Raw genomic sequence first — 26,508 nt, forward strand, 5'->3', positions numbered from 1 at the left:
AATATGAAACAATAGGAGAGAAGGGACAGGGTCCTTTCTCTCTTTTTCGTATGTTCCTTTTTCCGAATAATACTAGATAATTATGATTTAAATTGGTAAGATAAATTTGAAAATGGAACATTAATGAGAAGAGAGAGTGAAAACGTTCGTTAATAGGGGGATTTGTATGAGTCAGACGACATTGAAAAGAACACCATTATTCGAAACGGTTTCGAAAACCGGTAAGATGGTGGATTTTGCGGGGTTTGAAATGCCAGTTTTGTTTTCCTCGATTAAAGAAGAACACGTTGCAGTAAGAGAGAACGTCGGCATGTTCGATGTCTCGCACATGGGTGAACTGTTCGTCAGCGGACCGGATGCTCTGACATTTTTACAAGCCACGTTATCAAATGATATTTCAAAGATTGCGGTGGGGCAAGCGCAATATAACGTCTTATGCCAAGAAGACGGTGGAACAGTGGATGATTTACTCGTCTATCGTTTAGCAGAAACGGATTATCTTCTCGTTGTCAATGCTTCGAACATTGAAAAAGACGAACAACATTTACGCCACTATCTAACAGGGGACGTCACGCTTGAGAATCAATCGGAACAATATGGTCAAATTGCGGTCCAAGGACCACGGGCGGAAGCCATCCTTTCCGGTATGACACCACTTGCTTTATCGGAGATCGGATTTTTCAAGTTCCAACGAGGGACGATTGCAGGAGTGGAAATGATCGTCTCACGTAGTGGGTACACAGGGGAAGATGGATTCGAACTCTACATGGCAGCTGGTGACGCACCTGCTGTCTGGCAAGCATTGCTTGATCAAGGTGTCGTACCATGCGGGCTTGGGGCACGTGACACATTACGTTTTGAGGCATGTCTTCCGCTGTATGGACATGAATTATCAGCAACGATTTCACCCATCGAAGCCGGAATGGGTTTTGCGGTCAAACCACAAGTCAAATCGTTCGTTGGTTCGGAAGTCTTGTTACAACAGAAAGAACAAGGTGCACCGAGACGATTGATTGGTCTTGAACTACTTGATAAAGGGATTGCGCGTCAAGATGCACCGGTTTGGCATGACGGAGAAGTCGTAGGTGTCGTGACGACGGGTACGTTACCGCCGACAGTCGGAAAAGCAATCGCTTGGGCGCTCGTTCCTTCTGAAGTGGCGGAGAAAGAAGAATTTGAAGTAGAAGTACGCGGAAAACGTCTAGCAGCGAAACGAACAGCGACACCGTTTTATCGTCGCACGAAATAAGGGGGATATTTCTATGGATTTTCGTTATTTACCAATGACAACAGAAGATGAGCAGGCGATGTTACAGACAATCGGTGCAGCATCGATTGAAGATTTACTCGCTGATATCCCGGCATCCGTCCGTGATAACGGTACATTGGAAAAAGTCGGTGTACCACTTCCGGAAACGGATTTGATTCGGACACTCTCGAAGCTTGCCGACCAAAACATGAATACGAAACAATATCCATCGTTCCTTGGCGCTGGCATCTATGATCATTATGCACCTGCTGTCGTCAATCATATGTTGCTGCGCTCAGAGTTTTACACTGCCTATACACCGTATCAGCCAGAGATTTCGCAAGGTGAACTACAAGCGATTTTTGAATTCCAATCGATGATTTGTGAATTGACAGGGATGGACGTCGCGAACTCGTCAATGTATGACGGTATTACGGCGTTAGCGGAAGCGGCCATGCTTGCGTGTTCCCATACGAAGAAAAAGACGATCGTTCTTTCAGACGGCGTTCACCCGGAAGCACACGATGTCGTTCGGACGTATGCGAACGGTCCAGGACTAAACGTCGAGACATTATCGTTTGAGCAAGGTGTCACACGGATCGATCAACTCGATGCCATCGAAGACGTTGCCTGTGTCATCGTGCAGTATCCGAACTTCTACGGTCGTGTCGAAGAACTACAAGCATTGGCCGATGCGACACATGCACGTGGTGCGCTCTTCATCGTCTCTGCGAACCCACTGGCACTCGGTATCTTAGAAGCACCAGGTAAACTTGGCGCCGACATTACGATCGGAGACTGCCAACCGTTCGGAATTCCACAAAGTTTTGGAGGACCGACATGTGGTTATTTTACGACGACAAAAGCATTAATGCGTAAGATTCCGGGACGTCTCGTTGGACAGACCGTTGATGAAAACGGAAAACGGGGCTTCGTTCTGACGTTACAAGCACGTGAACAACACATTCGCCGTGACAAAGCGACATCTAACATCTGTTCGAACCAAGCGTTGAATGCACTCGCTGCTTCGATCGCGATGAGCGCACTCGGAAAACGGGGAATCCGAGAACTCGCGACACGCAACTTGCAAACGGCGTATGCATTAAAGCAAAAGCTGAAACAAGCTGGCTTGACGATCGTTGACGATGGACCGAGTTTCAATGAATTCGTTGTTACATTACCAATCGACGCGACACAAGCGAGTCAACAATTGCTCGAGCACGGAATCATCGGGGGTTTACCGTTAGGTGCTTATGACGCGGCGCGTCAAAATGAGATGCTCGTTTGTGCAACGGAATTACGGACGAATGAAGAGTTGGATCAATTCGTGACAGCGTTAGGGGGACTCACACATGAATGAGCAAACATTGATCTTTGAAATTTCCAAACCGGGTCGTATCGCCTATAGCTTGCCGCTTCCGACTGTCGATGAGGTGGCAGTAGAAGAATTGTTACCAGAGTCGATGTTACGGAAGGAAGACGTGGCGCTACCGGAAGTGTCTGAACTTGATCTCGTTCGTCACTACACGGCGCTTTCGAACCGTAATCATGGTGTGGATTCTGGATTCTACCCACTTGGTTCATGTACAATGAAATACAATCCGAAAATCAATGAAGATATGGCGCGCCTTCCTGGGTTTGCACACATTCATCCTCTTCAACCAGTCGAAAGTGTTCAAGGTGCACTCGGTTTGATGTATGATCTGCAAGAAAAACTTGCGGTCATCACAGGAATGGATGAAGTGACGCTTCAGCCAGCTGCGGGGGCACATGGTGAATGGACAGGTTTGATGCTGATTAAGGCATATCATCATGCGCGTGGTGATTTCAAGCGGACGAAGGTTCTCGTTCCAGACTCCGCGCACGGAACGAATCCGGCATCGGCATCGGTCGCTGGTTTCGATACCGTGACGGTCTTATCGGATGAACGTGGTCTTGTTGATTTAGCGGACTTAAAGAAAAAAGTCGGTGACGATACAGCGGCACTCATGTTGACGAATCCGAACACGCTTGGTTTATTCGAGTCGGATATCGTCGAAATCGCACAAGCGGTTCATGAAGCAGGCGGAAAGCTGTACTATGATGGTGCGAACTCGAATGCGATCATGGGCATCGCTCGTCCAGGGGACATGGGCTTTGATGTCGTCCACTTGAACTTGCATAAGACGTTCACAGGACCACACGGTGGTGGCGGACCAGGATCGGGTCCAGTAGGTGTCAAACAAGATTTGATTCCATACTTGCCAAAACCAATCGTCCGAAAAGAAGAAGAGCGTTATGTCCTCGACTACGATCGCCCGGAAGCAATCGGTCGCGTCAAACCATTCTACGGTAACTTCGGCATCAACGTTCGTGCGTATAGTTATATTCGGACAATGGGTGGCGCAGGACTTGCTCGCGTTTCAAAAGAAGCGGTCTTGAATGCGAACTATATGTTGGCTCGTCTCAAAGGTGCGTATGACGCGCCATACGACGTCTATTGCAAGCACGAATTCGTCTTGTCGGGTAAACGTCAAAAAGCACTAGGTGTCCGGACGCTTGACATCGCTAAACGTCTGCTTGACTTTGGATACCATCCACCAACGATCTACTTCCCGTTGAACGTCGAGGAGTGTATCATGATCGAACCGACGGAAACAGAGTCGAAAGAAACACTCGATGCCTTCTGTGATGCGATGCTCCAGATTGCAAAAGAGGTCGAAGAGACACCGGATGTCGTCTTGAACGCACCACACACGACGGTCGTCAAACGGATGGACGAGACACTTGCTGCTCGAAAACCCGTCTTACGCTACGAACCAAAACAAGAAGTACACGCATAAGCTGTTTCATAAAAAAGAGGACCTCTCCGACGAAGGAGAGATCCTCTTTTTGCGATGAACGAAGCATTAGCTCCGTTTGATTTTTCCTGACCACTGCTTGAATCCGCCTTTTAACTGATACAGATTCGTATAGCCTGCTTTTTTCAAGACTTTTGCAGCCTGTGAAGAACGCATGCTACCTTGACAATACAAGTAAATCGGCATGTCTTTTCGTAATTCCTTCGAGCGCATCTTCATTTGGCTGACCGGGATGTTACGGGCACCTACGATGTGTCCACCTTTGAATTCCTGTGTCTCGCGAACATCGACGATTTGTGCTTTACGGTAGTTCGCACGGAATTCTTCTTGCGACAATTTCGTGATGCCTTTGACCGGCATGAAACGCCAAGCGATGTAGGCGATCAGCGCGACCCATAATACGATCGTAATGATAGTTCCAGTTTCCATATTCGACTTCCAACCCCTTCGTTCGTTTAACCTCTGTTTCATTATAGTCAACGAAATCGATTTCGGCAATCGACTCGTGATTGCGCGACCGAGAATGGGTTTGATACACTAAGACGGAAACGTTTTGGGGGTGCTCAAGTGAACAGAGAGTGGCAAGTGTTGACGACGCCGGCGATGGAGCCGGCAATGAACATGGCAATCGATGAAGCATTGATTCAGTTCGTCGGGCGGGGGGAGATCGCGCCGACGCTTCGTTTTTACTCATGGGAACCACGTGGATTAAGTGTTGGTCATTTTCAACGGGCAACCCGTGATATCGATCGAAAGCGGATTGCAGAGCTCGGGATTCCGATCGTGCGTCGGATGACAGGAGGACGCGCTGTTTTGCATGCGGACGAGTTGACATACAGTGTCGTCATCCCGGAAGATACAGAAGGTTTACCACGCACGGTCATCGAAAGTTATCGGATGTTGACGGAAGGGATTCGCAAAGGATACCATCACCTCGGCATTCCGGTCGAGTTTTCCGTACCGTTGACGGAAGAGGAAAAAGAAGAATTACGGAAGCCGAAATCAGCCGTCTGTTTTGATGCAGCATCGTATTATGAACTTGCTGTCGGAAAACGGAAAGTCGCAGGAAGTGCACAAGTCCGCCATCAAGGCGTTGTCTTACAGCACGGTTCGGTCCCACTCTCTGTCGATGAAGGTGAATTGTTTGATTGTTTCTTGTATGATGATGAGTCGACGCGCGAGCGGATGAAAGCGCGTTTTTCAGGAAAAGCTGTCGCTTTGAACGAGCTAGCAGGTCGCGCTGTCGCATTTGACGAGGTACGAGAAGCGTTCACGAAAGGCTTCGAAGACGCGCTTGATTTGTCGTTCGTTCCGTTGACATTCACGAGTGAGCAGTGGCAGGAGATTGAGCGTCTTGCCGAGAAATACCGTAGTGATGAGTGGAACTGGAAACGCTAATGAATGAAATGGGAAGGTGATGTCGTGCCAACTCCGAGTATGGAAGATTATTTGGAACAAATTTATAAACTGATTGAAGATAAAGGATACGCTCGCGTATCGGATATAGCGGAGTCGTTAGGAGTTCACCCGTCCTCGGTAACGAAGATGGTTCAAAAGCTCGACCGGGAGACGTACCTTGTTTATGAAAAGTATCGGGGTCTCATGCTGACACCTAAAGGACGCAAAATCGGAAAGCGTCTCGTGGAACGACACGCCTTACTTGAAGATTTTCTTCGTCTCGTTGGTGTGGATGAAGAACTGATCTATAAGGATGTCGAAGGAATCGAGCATCATATTAGTATCGAAGCGTTGGATAAGATTAACGGAATGATTCAGTTCTTTGCGGAACGTCCTGGTTTGAAAGAGGAACTGCATCGCTATCAACAAGCCCATCCAGAGGATTGAGGCTTGTTTTTTTATAGTTCCTTGCTAAAAAAAGTTCTCAAACACGAACGATTCATTACATTTTTATGATAAAGTGCGCATTTCAAGGTAGATATGCTATACTGAGCCTGAAAATGGACGAAGGGGGTGGCGGGTGTTCGCACCTTGTCATGGAAATCACTATTAAAGAAAAATTAGTGTCGGAGTCACAACTGAAAGAAAAGGTTCGTGAATTAGCACAACAGATCGAAGTGGATGCGGCTGGGCGTCAAATCGTTCTCGTCGTCGTGTTAAAAGGGTCGATGGTCTTTGCTGCCGATTTGATGCGTGAAATCAAAGGAAGCGTTCAAATTGATACAGTCGCGTGCTCTTCTTACGGAACAAAGACCGTCTCTTCCGGGCGTGTTCAGTTGAAGAAAGATCTCGATCTCGATGTGCAAGGGAAATATGTCGTCGTCATAGAAGATATCATCGACACAGGGCGGACGCTCCATTTCTTATGTGATCACATGAAATTACATCAACCCGGAGTTCTCAAAGTATGTACATTGCTTGATAAACCGGCACGTCGTGAAGTAGAACTCGACGCAGACTATGTCGGTTTCGAGATTCCGGATTACTTCGTTGTTGGGTACGGAATCGATTGTGCGGAGGAATACCGCAATCTACCGTATATCGGTTGGGTTGAAACGGATTGAACACGAAAAAAGGAGGTTCGTCGCATGACGAATCTCCTTTTTAATGTACTTCTGAAATTAGAAAGCACGTTTTTTCTTTTTGCCTTTTTTTCCTTCGATAACTGTCAGATGAGGCGCTTTTGAACGATCCCGCAACGGTCTGACTTTATTCGATGCCGGCGCTTTTGAAGACTTGACCGGTTTTTTCTTAAAGTCTGTCCGGCGAACAGAATTCGAAGAGCCATGCATCTTTTTTGATTGAGCGACGGATTTTCGGTACTGAGCATTTGCGCCCGTTCCGACGCTTCGATTACGAGTCAGGAACTTAAAGAGCAAGAAGATGATCCCGGCGGTAATCCCGAAGAACAGCAATTGTGAAAACAGACTACTTGGATTATTGACGAGTTTATATCCGAAGCCGACAAAAGCGAACAGTAACACGACGAGTGCAAATGTAGAACCAATGCGTTGTCTGATCATAATATCACCCCTGTTATCGATTAACCCAGTGCATTCTCATGTAGGTTATGTTCCTGTTTTTCCAATGCTTCAAACGCATAAATCGCAACCTCGATCTGTGCATCGTCCGGTTCTTTCGTCGTCAAGTATTGTAACCATAGGCCAGGCAAGGCGATGACGCGAAGTCCTTTGATGTGCTGTGCTTTGTTCGTCAGCTGCAACACTTCAAATGAAAGACCGATGACGACCGGTAATAAAGCGATCCGGCAGACGAGACGCAACCAGAGCGGATCCGTTGGCACGATCAGATAGACGAAAAATCCGACGATGACGGTGAAGATCAAGAAACTCGAGCCGCAACGGTAATGAAGACGACTGCTGACGCGAACGTTTTCGACCGTGAGTGGGCGTCCTGATTCGACGCAGTTGATGACCTTATGCTCTGCACCGTGATATTGAAAGAGTCGTTTGACGAGCGGAGTCAATGAAATCACGTAGAGGTAACTGAACAAAAGCGTTAATTTGATTGTTGCTTCGATGACATTTTGAATGACATGTCCTGATAAAGCAGGGAACACATCGAATAGTGACGCAAGGAAAGCAGGTAGTAATGTAAAAAGTAATTTACCGAAGAAGAATGATAGGACTCCGACGACAGCTACGCCGAGCCATTTCGTCAATGGACTAGCCGTTGACTCTTCTGGTTGTTCTTCACCGGGTTTAACGCCGTAGCGATCACTTGCGAAATTCATGTGACTGGCACCATTCGCTGAGGACTCCATCAAAGCGAACAAGCCACGCAGAAGTGGGATTTTTTTGCCTTTGGCGATTCGTGGTCGAATCGGTTTTTGTTGGGCGAACGTCTCGATCGATTCATCATTTCGACGAATCGCAGAGACCGCATGGGTCGCATTTTGGAACATGACGCCTTCGACGATGGCTTGACCACCGACCGGCGGATTAGTCGTTTTCATAATAGAACGCATCCCGTCTTCATTAAAATTAGGTGTATCGTCAGTGTACTTGATTTACGACAAAAAAACTATGTTCGACTCGTCAAAAAGAGGTAATCTTTAGGAGTCGGAAATCGGGTTATGATACAATGAAAAAGAATTCGAGGAGGTGTTTTTTTGCGTGTCTTGATATTAAACGGACCAAACTTGAATTTACTCGGAACACGCGAACCGGATACATACGGAACGGCAACGTTAGCTGACTTAGAACACGAGCTTCGCGCTTATTTTCCGAACATTCAGTTTCGGTTCGAGCAATCGAACCATGAAGGACGATTGATTGATGTTCTTCACGAGGAACGGGGAGCGGACGGTATCGTCTTCAATGCGGCTGCCTACACGCATACGAGTATCGCGTTACGTGACGCGATTGCTGCGATCGAAGCACCCGTCATCGAGGTTCATCTATCGAATGTCCATGCGCGTGAATCCTTCCGGCATCATTCGATGATTGCACCTGTCTGCCAAGGAATCATCGCTGGACTTGGCATGACGGGATATCGTCTGGCAACGGAAGCACTCCAAGCTTTACAACAATCGGAACAAGGGGGAAATCAATCATGAAACAACGGATCGAGGCGTTACAAGCAGCTTTAAAGGAACGGGACCTTCCAGGATTACTCGTCACGAAGGCAGAGAACATTCGATACATTTCCGGCTTCACAGGCTCAAGCGGTGCATGTCTCGTAACAGAAGAGCAAGCGTACTTCGTGACGGATTTCCGTTACACGGAGCAAGCGGCAGACCAAGTCAAAGGAATGGAGATCGTTCAAATCGAACGTTCGATTCCAGAGACGATGGGCGAATTGATGGCAGGAGCGCGTGTTCGCGCGGTTGGTGTCGAAAAGGATGCGATGACACTCGGTGCTTTTGAAGCATACGATCAAGCTTCGGCAATCGAGCTTGTTCCGACGACAGGAATCATTGAAAACCTACGCTTGATTAAGGATTCGTCAGAGATTAAGATGATTAAGGAAGCGGTGGAGCTCGCAGACGCGACCTTCCAACACATCTTGACGTACATTCAACCAGGACGAACGGAACTTGAAGTATCAAATGAACTAGAATTCTTCATGCGTAAGCATGGAGCGACGTCTTCTTCTTTCGATACGATCGTGGCATCGGGCTATCGTTCTGCCTTGCCGCACGGTGTTGCCAGTTCGAAGGTCATTGCGACAGGCGAACTCGTCACGCTTGATTTCGGAGCGCTCTTGAACGGTTATGTTTCAGATATCACACGGACTGTCGCAGTCGGTCCGATCAATGCTGAATTGCAGAAAATCTACGATACAGTCTTGCAAGCGCAACTAGCGGGTGTCGATGGCTTAAAACCAGGCATCACTGGGATCGAAGCAGACGCATTGACGCGTGATATCATCAAAGAAGCGGGATACGGCGAGTACTTCGGTCACTCGACGGGACACGGTATTGGTCTAGAAGTACATGAAGGACCTGGCTTGTCGTTCCGCTCTGAGACAAAACTTGAACCGGGCATGATCGTTACGGTCGAACCAGGTATCTACGTGCCGCAAGTTGGCGGATGCCGGATTGAAGATGACGTCTTGATCACGGAAACAGGTCGAGAAATTCTTTCGTCTTCACCAAAAGAACTGATCACTCTCTAATTCAGAGTGACGGAACATTTTAGGAGGAACCATTCATGGTATCAGTAAACGATTTAAAAACAGGATTAACGATTAAGACTTCAGACGGTATGATTTGGCAAGTACTTGAATTCCAACATGTTAAACCAGGTAAAGGGGCAGCGTTCGTTCGGACGAAAATGCGTAACATCCGTAACGGAAACATCCAAGAGATGACATTCCGTGGTGGTGAGCGTGTCGAGCGTGCACACATCGAGCGTAACAAGATGCAATACCTTTACCCAATGGGCGAGACTTACGTCTTCATGGACACAGAATCGTATGAGCAATTGGAATTGACGACGGCACAAGTCGAAGCAGCTCTTCCATACTTGCTTGAAAACATGGAAGTTCAAATCGCGGTTTACAACGGCGAAATCCTCGGTCTTGAATTGCCGAACACAGTCGTCATGACGATCGTTGAAGCAGAGCCTGGCGTTAAGGGTGATACAGCTTCGAACGTCAAGAAAAATGCGACAGTTGAGACAGGTCATATCATTCAAGTTCCACTCTTCATCGAAGCAGGCGAAAAAGTAACGGTTGATACACGTACAGGTGATTTCACAGGTCGTTACAACGGATAATATTGAAACGACAAGACGTCTCTCACCTTTTATCAGGTCGAGAGACGTCTTTTTTCATCCGGCATGACTTGCATCCAATGGTATGACCAGTTAATATAAGTATTTGAGTAGGCATTAGCACCTGGTATAATAATTGTGAATACAGCATAGATGGGGGAAGAATGACAGATGAAAATCGATCAGTTGAAACAAGTACTCGAAATGCTCGATCAGTCGAGTGTAAATGAACTCTCACTCGAAACGGATACGTATAAATTAAAGTTGAAGAAACAAGGAGAAACAGTGACAGTCTCGCACCAAGCACCCGCTGCTCCAGTGGCGGCACCTGCTCCTGTGAAACAAACAGCGGCACCTGTTGAAGAAGAAGCAGTCGCTGACGATACGGTCACGATCAATGCCTTGATGGTCGGAACGTTCTATTCTCGTCCGAATCCGGATAAACCGGCATACGTCAAAGTCGGGGATCAGATCGAAGTCGGTCAAGTCGTTTGTGTCCTTGAAGCAATGAAACTCTTCAATAACTTAAACTCGGAAGTATCTGGAACGGTCGTCGAGATTCTTGTCGCCGATGGAGATCTCGTTGAATTCGGTCAACCACTCTTCCGGATCCGTCCGTAAACGGGGGTGAACAGCATGGAAAAATTATTGATTGCCAACCGTGGAGAAATCGCCGTCCGTATCATTCGAGCGGCAAAGGAACTTGGAATACAGACCGTTGCTGTCTACTCGACGGCGGATAAGGAAGCGTTACACGTTCGCTTAGCAGATGAGGCATATTGCATCGGTGAAGCAAGTTCTGCTTCATCCTACTTAAACGTTACAAACATCCTTGCGATCGCAACGAACCGTCAAGTCACGATGATCCACCCGGGTTATGGTTTCTTAGCTGAGAACGTCGATTTTGCTGAGATGTGTGAAGCGTGTGGGATCAAATTTGTTGGTCCGACGTCAGATGCGATCCGTCAGATGGGAATCAAGGACGTTGCGAAGAAAACGATGATCGAATGCGGAGTACCCGTCGTACCTGGTTCAGATGGAACGGTCACGGACGAAGAAGCGGTCGCGCTAGCGCAAGAAATCGGTTATCCGGTCATCATCAAAGCGACAGCAGGTGGCGGTGGTAAAGGGATTCGGGTCGCTCGTTCGGAAGAAGAGTTGATCAATGGTCTAAGTGAGACGCGCCGTGAAGCGAAACAAGCCTTCGGAAACGGAGACGTATACTTAGAACGCTTCATCGAAGAATTCCGCCATGTTGAAGTACAGGTGCTTGCTGACCGGCACGGTAATGTCATTCACCTCGGGGAACGAGATTGTACCGTTCAGCGCCGGATGCAGAAACTGATTGAGGAAGCACCATCTCCTGCGGTCAGTGAAACGACACGGTTGAAGATGGGCGAGGCTGCTGTAAAAGCAGCAAAAGCGATTCAGTATACAGGAGCTGGAACGATCGAATTCATTTTCGTCGAAGAAACGGAAGAATTCTTCTTCATGGAGATGAACACGCGCATTCAAGTGGAACATCCAGTAACGGAGATGATCACAGGATTCGATCTCGTTCAAGCACAACTCCAAGTCGCGCTCGATCATCCACTTGCCGTTAAACAAAAGGATATCAAGTTCCATGGTCATTCGATTGAATGCCGGATCAATGCCGAAGATCCAGACCATGATTTCCGTCCGTCTGCTGGACGTGTCACACAATATGTGACACCGGGCGGAATGGGCGTGCGCATCGATAGCGCGGTCTATCCAGGGTACATGATTCCACCATACTATGACTCGATGGTTGCGAAGTTGATCGTTCATGCAGAAACACGGGAAGAAGCATGCGCGAAAATGGAACGTGCGCTAGCTGAATTTTGGATCGAAGGTGTTAAAACGACGATCCCGTTCCACGAACGGGTTCTCAGTCACCCGGTATTCCGTCGTGGTACATTTACGACGAAATTCGCAGAGCGTGAGTTAAAAGGTACGATGGTAAACTGAATCAGGACGGGAGTTTGTGCGACGAACTCCCGTCTTTTTTTGGCGTTCTCTATGTTTTTTAAAAGAGGAATGTGCTAAACTAACTGATTGAGAACGACAAAAAAAGGAGCACGCAAAATCATGATGAAACGACACATGGCACGCGAACTCGCAGTCCAATCTTTGTTCCAAATGGAACTTTCGGATCTGACTGCACAAGAGGCCATTGAATTCGCGGTAGAAGGTAAGGAATACGATACATTCGTCGAGCAATTGGTGAACGGTGTCGAAACGAACAAAGAAACAATTGATCAGCATATTCGAGAAGCACTCGTCAACTGGTCGTTCGAGCGACTTGGAAACATCGAGCGGACGATTCTTCGCTTGGCCGTCTACGAATTGTTGTTCGAAACGAACATTCCGGTTCGAGTAACGATTAACGAAGCCATCGAATTGACGAAGGCGTTCGCAGATGAAGAAGCGACGAAAATTGTGAACGGTGTTCTTGGTAAAGTGGCACAAGGCGTCGTCAAAGAAAATTCATAAACCGATTTAAAACCGAATAGAGACAAACAGACAGAAGAGTGAATCGAACTTTTTGGGGGAGTGGACAAATCATGGCAGTAGTAATCGATGGAAAACAGGTAGCCCATTCATATCGTATGAAGCTGAAAGAAGAAGTCGCACGTCTGAAAGAACAGCGGATTCAACCGCAATTGACTGTCATCTTGATTGGTGAAGATCCAGCTAGTCAATCTTATGTACGCGGAAAAGAGAAGGCAGCGAAGGAAATCGGAATGGATTCAGAGTTGATCCGACTTCCGGCAGAAACAACGGAATCAGAACTCCTTCATTTGATTGAACGCCTGAACGTAGATGCGAGTGTCCACGGGATTCTCGTTCAATTGCCGTTGCCAGACCATATTGATGAGAGCAAGGTCATTTTTGCGATTTCTCCTGAAAAGGACGTCGATGGCTTCCATCCTGTCTCTGTCGGGAAGATGATGATTGGTGAACCGACATTTTTACCATGTACACCAAACGGTATTCTCCATCTCGTAAAAGAAATGAATGTACCGATCGCGGGTCAGCACGTCGTTGTCGTCGGACGGAGTCAAATCGTCGGAAAACCCGTCGGTATGTTGTTCTTGAATGAATCGGCTACCGTTTCATACTGTCATTCAAAAACTGCAGACCTCGGTGCGATGACACGCCAAGCGGATATCTTGATCGTCGCAGTCGGTGTACCGAAGCTGATTACTGCAGATATGGTGAAACCGGATGCCGTCGTCATTGACGTCGGTGTCAACCGTGTCGATGGTAAACTCGTCGGTGATGTTGATTTTGATACGGTACAAGACGTTGCATCGATGATTACACCTGTTCCGGGTGGCGTTGGTCCAATGACGATCACGATGTTACTGCATAACACGATCGAGGCCGCGCAATGAGTGAACCTCTTCACGTTTCCGATTTAGTCCACTATGTCAAACGTGAACTAGAAGGCGACGCCCTTCTTCAACAAGTCCAGGTGGTGGGAGAAGTGTCGAACTTTAAACGACACTCTTCCGGTCACCTTTATTTTACGTTGAAGGACGAACAGTCACGGATGAAAGCCGTCATGTTTGCTCGGGATGCGAGTCGGGTCAAGACAGACATACGCGACGGCATGCGTGTCGTCGTCACGGCACGCTTATCCGTCTACGTCTCTTCTGGAGAAATGCAACTCTATGTCGAACGGATGACGGAAGATGGTGTGGGCGCGTTATACGAGGCGTTTTCTCGCCTGAAAATGGATCTTGAAGAACGTGGTTGGTTTGATCCTGCGATCAAACAACCGTTGCCTGCTTTTCCGGATCGGATCGGGATCATCACATCGCCAAAAGGAGCGGCGCTTCATGACATTGCAACGACACTCCGGCGTCGTTATCCGCAAGCAGCCATCGTCTTCGCGCCAGTTCTTGTACAAGGAGCAGACGCGGCACCTCAAATCAGTCGTGCTATTCAACTGATGAACGAGCATGCTGCCTGTGATGTGTTGATCATTGGTCGTGGTGGCGGTTCAATCGAAGAGCTGTGGGCATTCAATGAAATGTCTGTCGTGACAGCCGTGTTTGAATCACGTATCCCAATCGTCTCTGCTGTCGGACATGAGACTGATTTTACGATCAGTGATTTCGTCGCCGACGTTCGTGCTGCTACACCAACAGCGGCGGCAGAACTTGTCACTCCGGAAGCAGAGGCACTCGTCCGTCGTGTCCAGGATGTAGAGCGACGTTTGGAACGAACGTATACACAACTCCTTAAGAGTAAACAGGAGCAAGTGACACGTCTAGCTGCGAGTTACGGTCTTAAATCGCCACGTGTTTTACTCGGACTAAAGCAGGAACAACTGGACCGGACGGAAATGTTGCTCCAAAAAGAGATGCAGTATATCGTGACCCAAAACCGACAGCAGGTGGAGCGTCTTCACACACGCTTAATGCGAATACCAGTACGTGATCGATTCGTACAACAACGAGCAACGATTGAACAGTCGCGTCGTCGACTCGAAATCGTGCGTCGGCTTTTGCAATCGAAACAACAACAAGTGCGTCATGTGCTCGCGCGACTCGACTCCGTCAGTCCGACGCATGTCCTGATGCGCGGCTATACGTATGTCGAACAGGATGGACAAATTGTTCGTTCCGCGAAGGCATTAACAGCGTCTTCGTTCGATATCCGATTCCATGATGGAACGATTCGTGCCAAACGAGAGGATGGGGAGTAAGGATGGAGACGGAACAATCTTTTGAAGAAGCACTAGAACGACTAGAAGAGATCGTCACGTTACTCGAAGAGGGCGAAGCTCCGCTAGAACAAGCGATGGCTCTTTATGAAGAGGGCGTCAAACTGACAGCTCTTTGCCAAGGAAAGTTATCCGTTGCTGAGAAAAAACTCGATCAGATCCTGGAGCAAGATGGTACGCTGCGGGAAAAAGGAGGAGCACAATGATTGCCTTGCATGAATGGAAGACACAAGTCGAAAACAAAATGGCAGAGTTCATGGAGCGACTCGATGCACCCGACCGTTTACGTGACTCCATGCGGTATTCACTTGATGCCGGTGGGAAACGGATTCGTCCGGCCTTGATTTATGCAGTACTCGATGCCTTCTCAATCGACCGCTCAAAAGGAGATGCTACTGCTGCGGCACTTGAGATGATTCATACATATTCGCTGATTCATGATGACCTTCCGGCAATGGACGATGATGATCTCCGTAGAGGTCGTCCGACGAATCATATCGCTTTTGATGAAGCAACAGCGATTTTAGCAGGGGACGCATTGCTCACGAACGCATTCAGCTGCCTCCTCGAGACACCAGCTTCGCCAGAAGTGAAGCTTGCGCTCGTCGAACGATTAGCGGCGGCGGCAGGAGCTTCTGGTATGGTCGGTGGACAACTCGATGATATGCTCGGTGAGCGTGGTGGCATAAATGATGTAGCGGAGCTAGAATCGATTCATCGTCGAAAAACAGGAGCACTTCTCGTCTTTGCGGTCGAAGCAGGCGGGTTGCTCGCCGCAGTTAGTCCGAGAGATCTTGAGCACCTGCATCAATATGGTCGCCATCTCGGCATTGCTTTTCAAATTCAAGATGACATCTTAGACGTGACAGGAGATGCTGAAAAAATCGGCAAGCCGGTTGGTAGCGATGAAGAAAATGAAAAAGCGACGTATCCGAAACTCCTCGGTCTTGAAGGTGCGAAACGTGCACTGACAGCTCAGGTAGAAGCAGCAGAACAGGCGATTGAAGCACTATCGGTCGAAGCGACGACACTTAAGGAACTGCTAGACTTCGTGGTCAAGCGTGACCATTAAGCAGGACGACGCATCGTGCGTCGTCTTTTTCTATGCTGACAATGGCGCTCGATAGATTGTTCTAGTACAATGTAGGGTACAAACCCTATAAGATTGTAAGGAAAAGAGGCGGTAAGGTATGAAATTGACAGAAATACAGGATCCGTCATTTTTAAAGCGTATGTCGGTCTCCGAACTCGAAGTTTTCGCAGGCGATATTCGGCGCTTTTTGATTGAAGAATTAGCGACGACAGGTGGGCACTTGGCACCGAATCTTGGAGTCGTCGAGTTAACGCTTGCACTGCATCGTGAATTCGACAGTCCAAATGACAAGTTCGTCTGGGACGTCGGACACCAAGCCTACGTGCACAAGATTCTCACAGGACGCGCGAGCCAGTTTGATACGCTCCGTCAGCATAAAGGACTTTGTGGATTTCCGAAACGCAATGAAAGCGTGCATGACGTCTGGGAGACAGGGCATAGCTCGACGTCCTTGTCAGCAGCAATGGGGATTGCTGTTTCAAACGAATTGAGCGGTAAGGATGACCGGGCAGTCGCGATCATCGGTGATGGGGCATTAACAGGCGGTATGGCCCTCGAAGCATTGAATCACATCGGAGCAGAGCAACAAAACGTCATCGTCATCTTAAATGATAACGAGATGTCGATTGCACCAAACGTCGGTGCGATGCATCAAATGCTAGGACGGATTCGTTCATCTCGAAAAGTACGTTTTGCGCAAGACGAGCTTGAAGCATTGATCAAAAAGATTCCGGTCATTGGCGGACGTTTGGAAAAAGGAAGCGAGAAATTGAAAGAAGCCGTCAAGGGAGCGCTCGTTCCTGGGATGTTCTTTGAAGAACTTGGTTTCAACTATTACGGTCCGGTCGATGGACACGATCTTAATGATTTGATCGAACAGCTCAATTACGTGAAAAAAGAAGAAGGACCTGTCCTGCTTCATGTCATCACGAAAAAAGGGAAAGGTTATCGTCCGGCAGAGTTTGACGGGGTCGGTACATGGCACGGTCTTGGACCATACAAGATGGAGTCCGGCGAAGTCATTAAAGGAAAATCAAAAGCACCAAGTTATTCCTTTACGGTAGCGGATACCTTGACGAAGATGGCACGCGACGATGAAAAGCTGACGTTGATCACACCAGCGATGAGTGTTGGCTCAAAACTTGATTGTTTTGAAAAAGAATTTCCAGAGCGGATGTTTGACGTTGGGATCGCGGAACAACATGCTGTTACGTTCGCAGCTGGTCAAGCGACGCAAGGCATGAAACCCGTTGTATCAATCTACTCGACGTTCTTCCAGCGCGCATACGATCAACTCGTGCATGACGTGGCGCGTCAAAATCTGGACGTAACGTTTACGATTGACCGATCAGGTCTTGTTGGAGCAGATGGAGAGACACACCAAGGGGTCTTCGATATTGCTTTCATGCGCCACGTGCCGAATATTCGAATCGTCATGGCAAAGGATGAGAATGAACTACAGCACTTGCTCTATTCAGCTGTTAAATACGAAGGACCAATCGCCGTTCGTTTCCCGCGTGGCGAAGGACTTGGTGTACCAATGGATGAGACATTGCATGAAATTTCGCTCGATACGTGGGAAGTTGAACGTGAAGGAACAGATGTCGCCATCCTTGCATTCGGACCACAAGTGCAAGACGCGCTCAAAATCGCGGATCTCTTAGCAGGCGAATTATCAGTTCGTGTCATCAATGCCCGGACGATCAAACCGCTTGATGAGAAGATGCTGAACGCTCTTTACGCAGAGGGAATTCCGCTTGTGACACTGGAAGAAGCCGTCCTAAAGGGTGGATTCGGATCAGCTGTCCTTGAGCATGCGAACGAGCAGGAAGCATTCCCACGCGTCAAACGCTTCGGTATTCCGGATTGGTATATCGAGCACGGCGGTGTGAATGAGTTACTGGAAGAAATTGGACTATTACCTGGACAAATCGCAGAAGAAGTACGCGCTTTCGTCAATCAAGGAAAGAAACAGAGTGTGTGAAGATTCATGGAAAATGTAAAGAAAATCCGCCTCGACGTTCTTCTCGTCGAGCGCGGTTTGTTTGAAACGCGTGAAAAAGCGAAACGGTCGATCATGGCTGGACTCGTCTTTAGTGGCACGGAACGATTGGAGAAGGCCGGTGAAAAGGTTAAGTCCGATATCGATTTGCACGTAAAAGGTCAGTTGATGCCTTATGTGGGGCGTGGTGGCTTTAAGATGGAAAAGGCACTTCAAGTATTCGATTTTGATGTCACGGGTAAAACAGGTCTTGATATCGGATCGTCGACAGGTGGTTTTACCGACTGCTCCTTACAAAATGGAGCAGCACATATGTATGCACTTGATGTCGGTTCCAATCAGCTGGACTGGAAGCTTCGCTCGGATGACCGCGTGACGGTGATGGAAAAAACGAACTTCCGGCATGCGACACCAGACATGTTCCCTGTCGCGCCGCAGTTTGCGACGATCGATGTCTCGTTCATTTCATTACGTTTGATGCTTCCGCCATTGAAGATGATCCTCGTTGAAGGAGGAGACGTCATGGCGCTCGTCAAACCGCAATTCGAAGCAGGTCGTGAGGATATCGGTAAAAAAGGCATCGTGCGTGACGAGCGGATTCATGTCCGAGTTCTCGATGAGATGATCGAATTCTTCATTCAACAAGGGTTCTATGTCAAGCAGCTCGACTATTCTCCGATTACCGGTGGAGAGGGCAACATTGAGTTCTTGTTGCATGCACGCCTTGGTCAACCAGGGCTTGATCCGTCCGTTCATGCGGCGGAGACGGTCAAGCTAGCGCATGCTAGTCTTTAAACGAACAGATGATAAGGAAGACGGATCCGGTTCATGGGTCCGTCTTCCTTGTTGTGTGACAAGATGAAAACCGGATAATAAAATGGGAAACGTGGACTTTTGATGATTTATTGGATTACAATAGTAACATCGAAGAATACTGTGAGGTGCAGGAATGACAAAGGGGCAACGGTTGATTAAGATTCGGGAGATCATCACCCAATCAGAAGTAGAAACCCAGGATGAATTGGTAGAGGAATTACGGAATGCAGGATATAAGGTGACACAGGCAACGGTATCACGAGATATCAAGGAACTCCATCTCGTGAAGGTCCCGTTGAATGATGGACGTTATAAATATAGCTTACCCGCCGACCAACGCTTCAACCCACTCGGGAAATTGCGGCGTCTGCTCGGAGATAGCTTCATCTCGATTGATTCTGCGCAAAATCTGATCGTCATGCATGTCCTGCCGGGAAATGCGAATGCAGTCGCTGTCTTACTAGATCATTTGAGCTGGAGCGAACTGCTTGGAACGGTGTGTGGGGACGATACGATCCTATTGATTGCACGAAGTGAGGAACAAGCGAAAGAAGTGACGGAACGAATTTTAGAAATGCTGTAAGGAGTTGACAGGATGCTAGCTGAATTATCGATCAAACAATTTGCGATCATTGACGAGCTACAGATCGACTTTAAAAAAGGAATGACCGTCTTGACTGGGGAAACAGGTGCCGGTAAATCGATCGTTCTCGATGCGATCGGATTATTAATTGGTGGACGTGGATCCGCGGAATTCGTTCGATACGGGGAAGATCGGGCGGAACTAGAAGGATTGTTTCTGATTGAAGACGACCATCTCGTCTATGATCTTGCAGAAGAGTATGGCATCGATATCGAAGACGGATTGATCATCTTGCGACGTGATCTTTTCGCGACAGGAAAAAGTGTCTGTCGCGTCAACAATAAGCTGGTCACACTGACGATTTTACGTGAGTTCGGACGTGTCCTCGTCGATATGCACGGGCAACATGAACATCAGCATTTAATGGACAGTACGTACCATCAAGCGATTCTCGATGACTTCGCGCAAGAGGCGATCGCGCCACTCCTTCAAGCCTATCAGTCCGGTTATCAAACGTATGAAGAAAAACGGACAGCGCTACAATCGCTCGCACAAAGCGAGCAAGAACTCGCCCAACGGATCGATTTGTTATCGTTTCAGACCGAAGAGATCGAGGGCGCAAAACTTCGAGCACATGAGGAAGATGAGTTACTCGTCGAGCGAAATCGTCTTGCGAACTTCGAGAAGTTATATGCGTCGTTGAAGACAGCCTATGACGCCTTACACGATGAGATGCGCGGCATCGATTCCGTTGGAGACGCGATGCGTGAACTACAACAAGCATCAAGCATCGACGAACAGTTTTCTCAGCAAAGTGACGCGATCGCAAGCGCCTTTTATGGACTAGAAGAAGTCGGTTATGCGATTCGAGATCAACTCGAAACACTTGAGTTCGATTCCAATCGACTCGATGAGATCGAACAACGTTTGTCCGTCTTCCAACAGCTGAAACGAAAATATGGGGCGACGATTGAGGAAGTCATTGCTTACGGTGAGAAAATTCGGATTGAACTTGATACGATGACAAATCGAGATGAACGAATTGAACGCTTAAAAACCGAAGTCGAACAGCTCGAAAGCGAATTGTTTGAAATTGGAGGTCGACTCTCACAACAGCGTCGCAAAGCGGCAGTTCAATTAAGTGAAGCGATTCATTTGGAGTTACGTGAGCTATACATGGAGAAGGCGCGGTTTGAAATTCGTTTTCTTCAAGACGGAAAGACACCGATGCTACGCAAGAACGGGATCGATCATGTGGAATTCTTCATCATGACGAATGCGGGAGAGCCATTCAAGTCGCTCGGAAAAGTTGCGTCGGGCGGGGAACTATCTCGTATCATGCTCGGACTGAAGTCGATCTTCTCGCGCTCGGTCGGAGTCGCCTCAATCATATTCGATGAAGTCGATACGGGTGTCTCGGGTCGTGTTGCACAAGCGATGGCTGAAAAAATCTATCGTTTGTCGGTAGACGGACAAGTGCTTTGTATTACGCACTTACCACAAGTCGCTTCGATGGCGGATCAACATCTCTATATTCGAAAGATTGAGGAGACGGATCGTACGACGACCCAAGTCAACGTCTTGTCTCAAGCAGATCGAGGGAACGAACTTGGACGGATGATTTCCGGTGCCCATATGACAGATTTGACATTACGGCATGCCGAGGAATTGATGGATCAGGCGAAGACGATGAAAGAATCGCTTAAAAATGGGGTGTAAGGATTGATTAAAGTCGGGATAGCAGATGATAATCGCGAAATGGTCGAACTGATTCGCCAGCATATCTCTGCGCAAGAAGACATGGAAGTCGTTTGCGTCGCCTACAATGGCGAGAGTTGTCTCGAACGCATGAAAGAACATGAGGTGGATGTATTGCTCCTCGACATCATCATGCCTCATTTAGATGGGCTTGGTGTGCTCGAAGAATTGATGAAAGAAAAGAAGAATCCTGCTGTCATCATGTTGAGTGCTTTCGGTAAGGACGAGGTCTCACAACAGGCGGTCACCCTTGGAGCATCATACTTCTTACTTAAACCGTTCAGCATGGATCAGCTCGTTCAAAAAATTCGTCTCGTGACGAATCAAGGACAAGCTCCGGCGATCGAAACGATTGATCTAAAAGTCGGCTCGACACTTCGAGAATTGGGAATCGCTCCGCATATCAAAGGGTTTACGTATTTAAAAGACGCTGTCTTAATGGTGCTTGAACGGGAAGACCTACTCGGATTGATCACAAAGGAACTCTATCCGACGATTGCGAAAAAACATCAAACAACAGCCTCTCGCGTCGAACGAGCGATGCGTCATGCCATCAAGTCCGCCTGGAACGAAGGAATGCAGCAACACGAGTTGTTCAACGGTCGGATCGAACAGGAGAAGAGTCCAAAGAACTCGGAATTCATCTCGTATGTATCGAGTCATATGAATCAAGAACAATCCGGTTGAAGCCATATACCGTCTAATTCATAAACGGCGCTAGACTGAAGACAAAGTGCAGTTTTTCTCTTGACGAGAAAGATTGCGCTTTTTTTGTCCATCTCGAATCGCTACGCTTCTTTCCTCTTTCTTTCTGGTAAAAGGAAGTATCTATACAATAAACGGTTTATATTTGATTCTTATTTCGTTCATAGCGAATGATTGACACTCCGTTATCAAACGTGTGTTGTTCCATGACGTTCCAAGTGAGGGGAACCATTCTTTGATCGGGAAAGAGACGCTTGCCGGAACCGATGATGACAGGATAATGGATCAATCGAAGCTCATCGATCAAATCCGCTTGATAAAGTGTATGAACGAGTTCACTACTGCCCCAGATATGAAACGGTGGGCCATCCTATTGTTTCAAAAGCTTTAGTTCAGAAGTCGGATGCTTCAAACAAGTTGTCGGCTGCCAAAGGACAGGTAGTGCATGACGCGTGGCGACATACTTCATGGCATGATCGGCAACCGGCCAGACATCTGAGTGGAGTAGCCAATAACTTGCCCATTGTTCGTAAGTCGCTCGACCGAGCAACAAAGAGCAGTCCTCATGCATCCATCCGCGAATGACTTGACCGATCTCAGGATGTTGAAACGGAACGGTCCAGCCACCATGTTCGAAATCTTTGCTTACATCCTCCTCCTTTCCACTCGGTGCTTGAACGACACCATCTAAAGATAGATGTTCGAATACGATGATTTTTCGCATACAAGATCTCCTTTCGAATGCACTCTTTCTACAGCAAACGGTAGAGGTCAAAAAAATAAAAGTGATTGCAAATAAATATTGCATAAACTGAAATGTTTGTTATAATAAAGGTACCAAATGATTTGGCAAGACGTCAGATGAACGTCGAGTCGGCGAGGACTCCGGAAATCCCGTTGATGAATATCATCTCAGAACGCCAACTGTAAATGGCTCAAGAATGCCGGACGACATTCTCTTGGTAGAAGTCGTACCAAGGTATCTTGTTCATTCTAGATGGGAAATCTCGAATGAATGGGAGCTTCCATGATTTCGAAGCTAGGGAAAAGTGGAAGGTAACGGATCGTCTAAGATGAAAAGTACAGTTCGTGAAAAGGAGTGTTGTCTAGCAGTGATTGTTAGCAACCGAATGTTTGACTGCTTCAAGCGGATGACATTACGCTCCACCTAGGTCCCGAGTACAGTCAGATGATGGAACTGAAATACCATTCTATCGTTAGCTCGATAGCCAGATCTGATTTCTTTCCACCTCTTCATTAAGAGGAACACCTAAGGTTTTGGAGTACACGAATAGTTCTAACTATGAGAGGAGTTCATCCGTAAGTGAAACCAATTTTATACGAGTAAAAGGTCCCGCGCTTGAAATGAGTTCAAGAGATGGGGACCTTTTTCTGTGTTTATTTTTTTTGATAGCGGTCAGAGACTTTTCCACGTTTTCGATCGCGATAAAAGACATATCCTGCGACAAATCCAATACCACCCATCGCAAGAATCAACCCAACGAGACCTTGCAATACATATACGTAAGCCGCATCGCCTAAGTATTTAAACGGCACTTGCGCAATTAGAAAGACACTGTCGCGCATGAGCTTAATACCAATCGCGCCGATGATGCCAGGGATTAATAATGAGAGCAAACCAATGATACGCATAGGACGCCACTCCTTTCCAAGCGTATTGTATCAAAAAATCGACCGTTCTGCGAATCGGGTTTGCTTCCCTTTTTTATTCCGAGTAGGATAGAAATGTAAGCAGTTTCAAAGGGGGAATTCATATGCATCATCTACTCGTCGTCGGAGCAGGTCAAGGGGGAACAGAGGTCTTGCACGCATTTCAACGTTCACCACTATTAACGGTCATTGGTCTTGTTGATCCAAACATGGAGGCGCCTGGGGTAGCGCTTGCACGGCGCGCGGACATTCGGATCGAAACGAACTGGGCAGCATTCGAAGGAGCAGACGTCGATTTCATCATTGACGCTACGGGAGAAAGTGGCGTACTCGAACAATTAATCCATGATTTTCCGGGAGCGGCGGTCTTACCGGGTGAATTCGTCAGAGTATTACTTGAGCGTCTGACTGAAAAAGAGAAAATGCTCGAAGCAATCATTCATTGTACGAGCGAAGCGATTTCCGTTGCCGATCAAGACGGACAGACGATGCTGATCAATCCGGCGTATACGCGCATGACCGGTTTCACGGAGCGAGACGTCGTCGGAAAACCGGCAAGTGCCGATATCGGAATGCAGGAATCCGTTCATTTGAAAGTCTTGAATACGGGCGAGAACGTTCGAGATGTTCGTATGAAGATCGGACAAGATCAACGCGATATCATCGTCAACGCGGCACCCGTCATCGTCGATGGACAAGTCCGCGGTTCCGTTGGGGTCATTCGGGATATTTCGGAAATGAAGGCTCTAGCAAAAGAATTAAAGGCAGCGCGACAAAAAATCCGGACACTCGAAGCTAAATATACATTCGATGATATCATCGCCGAGAGTGAAGCAATGCGCTTCGTCGTCGATCAAGCGAAGCTTGCGGCAACGATGCCAGTCAACGTCTTGATTCGCGGTGAATCCGGAACCGGTAAAGAACTGTTCGCACATGCGATCCATGCAGCGAGCGAACGCAAATATGAACAATTCGTCCGCGTCAACTGTGCGGCGATTGCACCGACGTTACTCGAAAGTGAACTATTCGGGTACGAGGAAGGCGCGTTCTCAGGAGCGCGGCGCGGCGGCAAGAGGGGATACTTCGAAGAAGCACACGGAGGGTCGCTGTTTTTAGATGAGATCGGCGAATTGCCACTCGACGTCCAAGCCAAACTGTTACGGGTGCTACAGGAGAATGAAGTCGTTCGTGTCGGTGGCACGAAGGCGATTCCAGTCGATGTCCGGATCATCGCGGCGACGAATGCCAATCTCGAACAAAAAATCATCATGAATGAGTTCCGAGAGGATCTCTACTACCGGATCAATCGTTTACCGATTCACATACCGGCACTACGTGAGAGACCGGATGATATCGCACCGTTAACCTTACACCTACTCCGTAAATTGAATCAAAGTTATGGACGATCGGTCGGACGGATCTCGGATGATGTACTCGAAGCAATGAAGAAGCAACCGTGGAAAGGAAACGTCCGCGAGCTTGAAAATGTCATCGGTCGCGCATTGATTTTTACGGATAAAACAGAAACGGTCTTACGTAAAGGACATCTTCAACTTGTCGTGCCACAAACAACAAAAGTCACGACGAGACAGAAAAAGGAAATCAAACATTTATCCGACGAGATGTCTCACGTCGAAGAACGGTTGATCCGGGAAGCGCTTACTGCTTTTAACGGCAACAAAACAGAAGCCGCAAAACAACTTGGAATTTCTCTCCGGGCACTTTATTACAAAGTGGAACGATTTAACATTTATTCATGAAACGCAAATTTTTGCGTGCAATATATTGCAAAAAATGCAAAAGCGTGCAAAATTAAAGACGTTCTTGCTTATCCTACCGTCTCTTTTGAATTGGCACGAAAATTGCTAATACTAATTATGTATGACAGGTAAGGGGGGAATACAGTGAGATTCAGTGAAATGGTCGAGCAAGCAGCTCGACTCGAAGATTCCGTCGTTGCGATTGCAGCTGCGGATGACGAAGAAGTGATGGATGCTGTCGCATTAGCAATTGAAAACGATTTAGCGCGTTTTCATTTGTTCGGGGATGCGACACGGATTCAGCAGATGATTCAAAAACGGACATTACGAGAGTCGCAGTTCGTGATTACTCACACCTCTTCATCACAAGAAGCGGCAGAACGTGCTGCTCATGCCGTTCGTAAAGGGGATGCGAGCGTCTTGATGAAAGGTCTTGTTCCGACAGCGACGTTCATGAAAGCTGTCTTGAACAAAGAAACGGGTCTGCGTTCAGGGAATGTCCTGTCGCATGTCGCGTTGTTCGAAGTACCAGGGCGTGAATCAGCGATCGGATTGACCGATGCAGCGATTCATATCCAACCGTCACTCGAAGATAAGGTAAAAATTATCGAAAACGGTGTCTCCGCCTTACGAGCGCTAGGGTACGGATTACCGAAAGTCGCAGTCTTAGCAGCTGTCGAAGTCGTCAATCCGACGATGCAGGCAACGATAGACGCTGCCCTACTGACGCAAATGAACCGACGTGGTCAAATCAAGGATTGCCTTGTAGACGGACCACTCGCGCTCGACAATGCCGTGAATCTCGCCGCTGCCCAGCAAAAAGGCTTGACGGGAGACGTAGCAGGGCAGGCGGATTTACTCGTCGTTCCGCAAATCGAAGTCGGGAACGTCATCTACAAATCGCTCATGTATTTCGCACATGCCTCGGTGGCGGCGATTCTCGTTGGAGCACGGGCTCCAGTTGTATTGACAAGCCGCGCCGATACAGCAGAAGCAAAAATGTACTCACTAGCCTTTGCGCTATTAAATGCTCAACAGACGAAAAAAGTAAAACAAACAATCTGAGGAGGAACTTAAA

Annotated in this window: 29 protein-coding genes; 23 read left to right on the plus strand and 6 right to left on the minus strand. The window is 47.7% G+C overall.

What is annotated here, in order from left to right:
- Window positions 1-166 precede the first annotated feature (166 nt).
- The 3 genes from gcvT to gcvPB are packed head-to-tail and all read left to right on the plus strand — an operon-like array spanning window position 167 to window position 4,071.
- A complete protein-coding gene (gene gcvT / locus HZS85_RS08540; protein WP_214855059.1) occupies window positions 167-1,249 on the plus strand; it encodes a glycine cleavage system aminomethyltransferase GcvT in 1,083 nt (360 codons plus the stop codon).
- A 13-nt stretch (window positions 1,250-1,262) separates the two neighbouring features.
- Entirely contained in the window at window positions 1,263-2,609 is a 1,347-nt protein-coding gene (gcvPA, locus tag HZS85_RS08545) for an aminomethyl-transferring glycine dehydrogenase subunit GcvPA (RefSeq protein WP_214855063.1), read from the plus strand.
- Entirely contained in the window at window positions 2,602-4,071 is a 1,470-nt protein-coding gene (gene gcvPB, locus HZS85_RS08550; RefSeq protein ID WP_214855066.1) for an aminomethyl-transferring glycine dehydrogenase subunit GcvPB, read from the plus strand. The genes gcvPA and gcvPB overlap by 8 nt, the downstream gene beginning before the upstream one ends.
- A 66-nt stretch (window positions 4,072-4,137) precedes the next feature.
- On the opposite strand, the gene HZS85_RS08555 is transcribed toward gcvPB, so the two are convergent.
- Window positions 4,138-4,518, minus strand: a complete 381-nt coding sequence (locus HZS85_RS08555; RefSeq protein WP_023467569.1) for a rhodanese-like domain-containing protein — start codon at window positions 4,516-4,518, stop codon at window positions 4,138-4,140.
- 138 nt (window positions 4,519-4,656) lie between these two features.
- On the opposite strand from HZS85_RS08555, the gene HZS85_RS08560 reads away from it, so the two are divergent.
- The 3 genes from HZS85_RS08560 to hpt all read left to right on the plus strand — a co-directional run bounded on the left by HZS85_RS08560 (window position 4,657) and on the right by hpt (window position 6,611).
- Window positions 4,657-5,487 (plus strand): lipoate--protein ligase family protein, encoded by an 831-nt coding sequence (locus tag HZS85_RS08560; RefSeq protein WP_214855069.1) that lies wholly within the window; start codon window positions 4,657-4,659, stop codon window positions 5,485-5,487.
- Between the two features lie 24 nt (window positions 5,488-5,511).
- Complete coding sequence (gene mntR / locus HZS85_RS08565; RefSeq protein WP_035398709.1) at window positions 5,512-5,934, plus strand: transcriptional regulator MntR; 423 nt, start codon at window positions 5,512-5,514, stop codon at window positions 5,932-5,934.
- A 149-nt stretch (window positions 5,935-6,083) separates the two neighbouring features.
- Window positions 6,084-6,611 (plus strand): hypoxanthine phosphoribosyltransferase, encoded by a 528-nt coding sequence (hpt, locus tag HZS85_RS08570; protein WP_035398306.1) that lies wholly within the window; start codon window positions 6,084-6,086, stop codon window positions 6,609-6,611.
- A gap of 57 nt (window positions 6,612-6,668) precedes the next feature.
- Here hpt and HZS85_RS08575 read toward each other — a convergent pair whose 3' ends face one another.
- Both HZS85_RS08575 and HZS85_RS08580 read right to left on the minus strand, forming a co-directional pair.
- Window positions 6,669-7,070 (minus strand): SA1362 family protein, encoded by a 402-nt coding sequence (locus HZS85_RS08575; protein ID WP_023467573.1) that lies wholly within the window; start codon window positions 7,068-7,070, stop codon window positions 6,669-6,671.
- Window positions 7,071-7,090: 20 nt separating this feature from the next.
- Window positions 7,091-8,023: a DUF1385 domain-containing protein gene (locus HZS85_RS08580; protein WP_214855071.1), complete on the minus strand. Its 933-nt coding sequence runs from the start codon at window positions 8,021-8,023 to the stop codon at window positions 7,091-7,093.
- Between the two features lie 156 nt (window positions 8,024-8,179).
- On the opposite strand from HZS85_RS08580, the gene aroQ reads away from it, so the two are divergent.
- From aroQ to spo0A, 15 genes are all read left to right on the plus strand, one after another.
- Window positions 8,180-8,626, plus strand: a complete 447-nt coding sequence (aroQ, locus tag HZS85_RS08585) for a type II 3-dehydroquinate dehydratase (RefSeq protein WP_214855073.1) — start codon at window positions 8,180-8,182, stop codon at window positions 8,624-8,626.
- Window positions 8,623-9,687 (plus strand): M24 family metallopeptidase, encoded by a 1,065-nt coding sequence (locus HZS85_RS08590; RefSeq protein ID WP_023467576.1) that lies wholly within the window; start codon window positions 8,623-8,625, stop codon window positions 9,685-9,687. Before aroQ ends, HZS85_RS08590 begins: the two co-directional genes overlap by 4 nt.
- 35 nt (window positions 9,688-9,722) lie before the next feature.
- A complete protein-coding gene (gene efp, locus HZS85_RS08595; protein WP_023467577.1) occupies window positions 9,723-10,289 on the plus strand; it encodes an elongation factor P in 567 nt (188 codons plus the stop codon).
- Window positions 10,290-10,457: 168 nt separating this feature from the next.
- On the plus strand, window positions 10,458-10,907 hold the full coding sequence (gene accB / locus HZS85_RS08600) for an acetyl-CoA carboxylase biotin carboxyl carrier protein (RefSeq protein ID WP_214855075.1): 450 nt from the start codon (window positions 10,458-10,460) through the stop codon (window positions 10,905-10,907).
- 15 nt (window positions 10,908-10,922) lie between these two features.
- Complete coding sequence (gene accC, locus HZS85_RS08605) at window positions 10,923-12,275, plus strand: acetyl-CoA carboxylase biotin carboxylase subunit (protein ID WP_214855077.1); 1,353 nt, start codon at window positions 10,923-10,925, stop codon at window positions 12,273-12,275.
- Between the two features lie 123 nt (window positions 12,276-12,398).
- Window positions 12,399-12,800: a transcription antitermination factor NusB gene (nusB, locus tag HZS85_RS08610; protein ID WP_035409747.1), complete on the plus strand. Its 402-nt coding sequence runs from the start codon at window positions 12,399-12,401 to the stop codon at window positions 12,798-12,800.
- Window positions 12,801-12,871: 71 nt separating this feature from the next.
- The gene (folD, locus tag HZS85_RS08615; protein ID WP_081780391.1) at window positions 12,872-13,705 is read left to right on the plus strand and encodes a bifunctional methylenetetrahydrofolate dehydrogenase/methenyltetrahydrofolate cyclohydrolase FolD; all 834 of its coding nucleotides are present in this window, start codon (window positions 12,872-12,874) and stop codon (window positions 13,703-13,705) included.
- A complete protein-coding gene (gene xseA / locus HZS85_RS08620) occupies window positions 13,702-15,024 on the plus strand; it encodes an exodeoxyribonuclease VII large subunit (RefSeq protein ID WP_035409097.1) in 1,323 nt (440 codons plus the stop codon). The genes folD and xseA overlap by 4 nt, the downstream gene beginning before the upstream one ends.
- 2 nt (window positions 15,025-15,026) lie before the next feature.
- The gene (gene xseB / locus HZS85_RS08625) at window positions 15,027-15,248 is read left to right on the plus strand and encodes an exodeoxyribonuclease VII small subunit (protein WP_023467583.1); all 222 of its coding nucleotides are present in this window, start codon (window positions 15,027-15,029) and stop codon (window positions 15,246-15,248) included.
- Window positions 15,245-16,114 (plus strand): polyprenyl synthetase family protein, encoded by an 870-nt coding sequence (locus HZS85_RS08630; RefSeq protein WP_214855080.1) that lies wholly within the window; start codon window positions 15,245-15,247, stop codon window positions 16,112-16,114. Before xseB ends, HZS85_RS08630 begins: the two co-directional genes overlap by 4 nt.
- Before the next feature lie 118 nt (window positions 16,115-16,232).
- Window positions 16,233-18,119: a 1-deoxy-D-xylulose-5-phosphate synthase gene (gene dxs / locus HZS85_RS08635; RefSeq protein WP_056060225.1), complete on the plus strand. Its 1,887-nt coding sequence runs from the start codon at window positions 16,233-16,235 to the stop codon at window positions 18,117-18,119.
- 6 nt (window positions 18,120-18,125) lie between these two features.
- Window positions 18,126-18,932 (plus strand): TlyA family RNA methyltransferase, encoded by an 807-nt coding sequence (locus HZS85_RS08640; protein ID WP_214855083.1) that lies wholly within the window; start codon window positions 18,126-18,128, stop codon window positions 18,930-18,932.
- Between the two features lie 154 nt (window positions 18,933-19,086).
- Window positions 19,087-19,536, plus strand: a complete 450-nt coding sequence (ahrC, locus tag HZS85_RS08645; protein WP_214855085.1) for a transcriptional regulator AhrC/ArgR — start codon at window positions 19,087-19,089, stop codon at window positions 19,534-19,536.
- Window positions 19,537-19,548: 12 nt separating this feature from the next.
- On the plus strand, window positions 19,549-21,255 hold the full coding sequence (gene recN, locus HZS85_RS08650) for a DNA repair protein RecN (protein WP_035409085.1): 1,707 nt from the start codon (window positions 19,549-19,551) through the stop codon (window positions 21,253-21,255).
- A 3-nt stretch (window positions 21,256-21,258) separates the two neighbouring features.
- A complete protein-coding gene (gene spo0A, locus HZS85_RS08655; RefSeq protein ID WP_214855087.1) occupies window positions 21,259-21,981 on the plus strand; it encodes a sporulation transcription factor Spo0A in 723 nt (240 codons plus the stop codon).
- A 157-nt stretch (window positions 21,982-22,138) separates the two neighbouring features.
- On the opposite strand, the gene HZS85_RS16955 is transcribed toward spo0A, so the two are convergent.
- From HZS85_RS16955 to HZS85_RS08670, 3 genes are all read right to left on the minus strand, one after another.
- Window positions 22,139-22,351 carry a dihydrofolate reductase family protein gene (locus HZS85_RS16955; RefSeq protein ID WP_214855954.1) on the minus strand — a complete coding sequence of 71 codons (213 nt, stop codon included), beginning with the start codon at window positions 22,349-22,351 and terminating at the stop codon, window positions 22,139-22,141.
- Between the two features lie 18 nt (window positions 22,352-22,369).
- A complete protein-coding gene (locus tag HZS85_RS08665) occupies window positions 22,370-22,723 on the minus strand; it encodes a dihydrofolate reductase family protein (RefSeq protein WP_214855089.1) in 354 nt (117 codons plus the stop codon).
- Window positions 22,724-23,397: 674 nt separating this feature from the next.
- Window positions 23,398-23,652 (minus strand): DUF2627 family protein, encoded by a 255-nt coding sequence (locus HZS85_RS08670; RefSeq protein ID WP_023467590.1) that lies wholly within the window; start codon window positions 23,650-23,652, stop codon window positions 23,398-23,400.
- 122 nt (window positions 23,653-23,774) lie between these two features.
- Between HZS85_RS08670 and HZS85_RS08675 the strand changes: the two genes are divergently transcribed.
- Together HZS85_RS08675 and yqiS are read left to right on the plus strand one after the other, a co-directional pair.
- Window positions 23,775-25,430, plus strand: coding sequence for a sigma 54-interacting transcriptional regulator (locus HZS85_RS08675; protein WP_214855091.1), 1,656 nt, complete (start codon window positions 23,775-23,777; stop codon window positions 25,428-25,430).
- A 144-nt stretch (window positions 25,431-25,574) separates the two neighbouring features.
- A complete protein-coding gene (gene yqiS / locus HZS85_RS08680; protein ID WP_214855093.1) occupies window positions 25,575-26,495 on the plus strand; it encodes a phosphate butyryltransferase in 921 nt (306 codons plus the stop codon).
- The last annotated feature ends 13 nt before the right edge of the window (window positions 26,496-26,508 follow it).

The organism is Exiguobacterium sp. s130 (genome assembly GCF_018619055.1).
Lineage (GTDB): Bacteria > Bacillota > Bacilli > Exiguobacteriales > Exiguobacteriaceae > Exiguobacterium_A.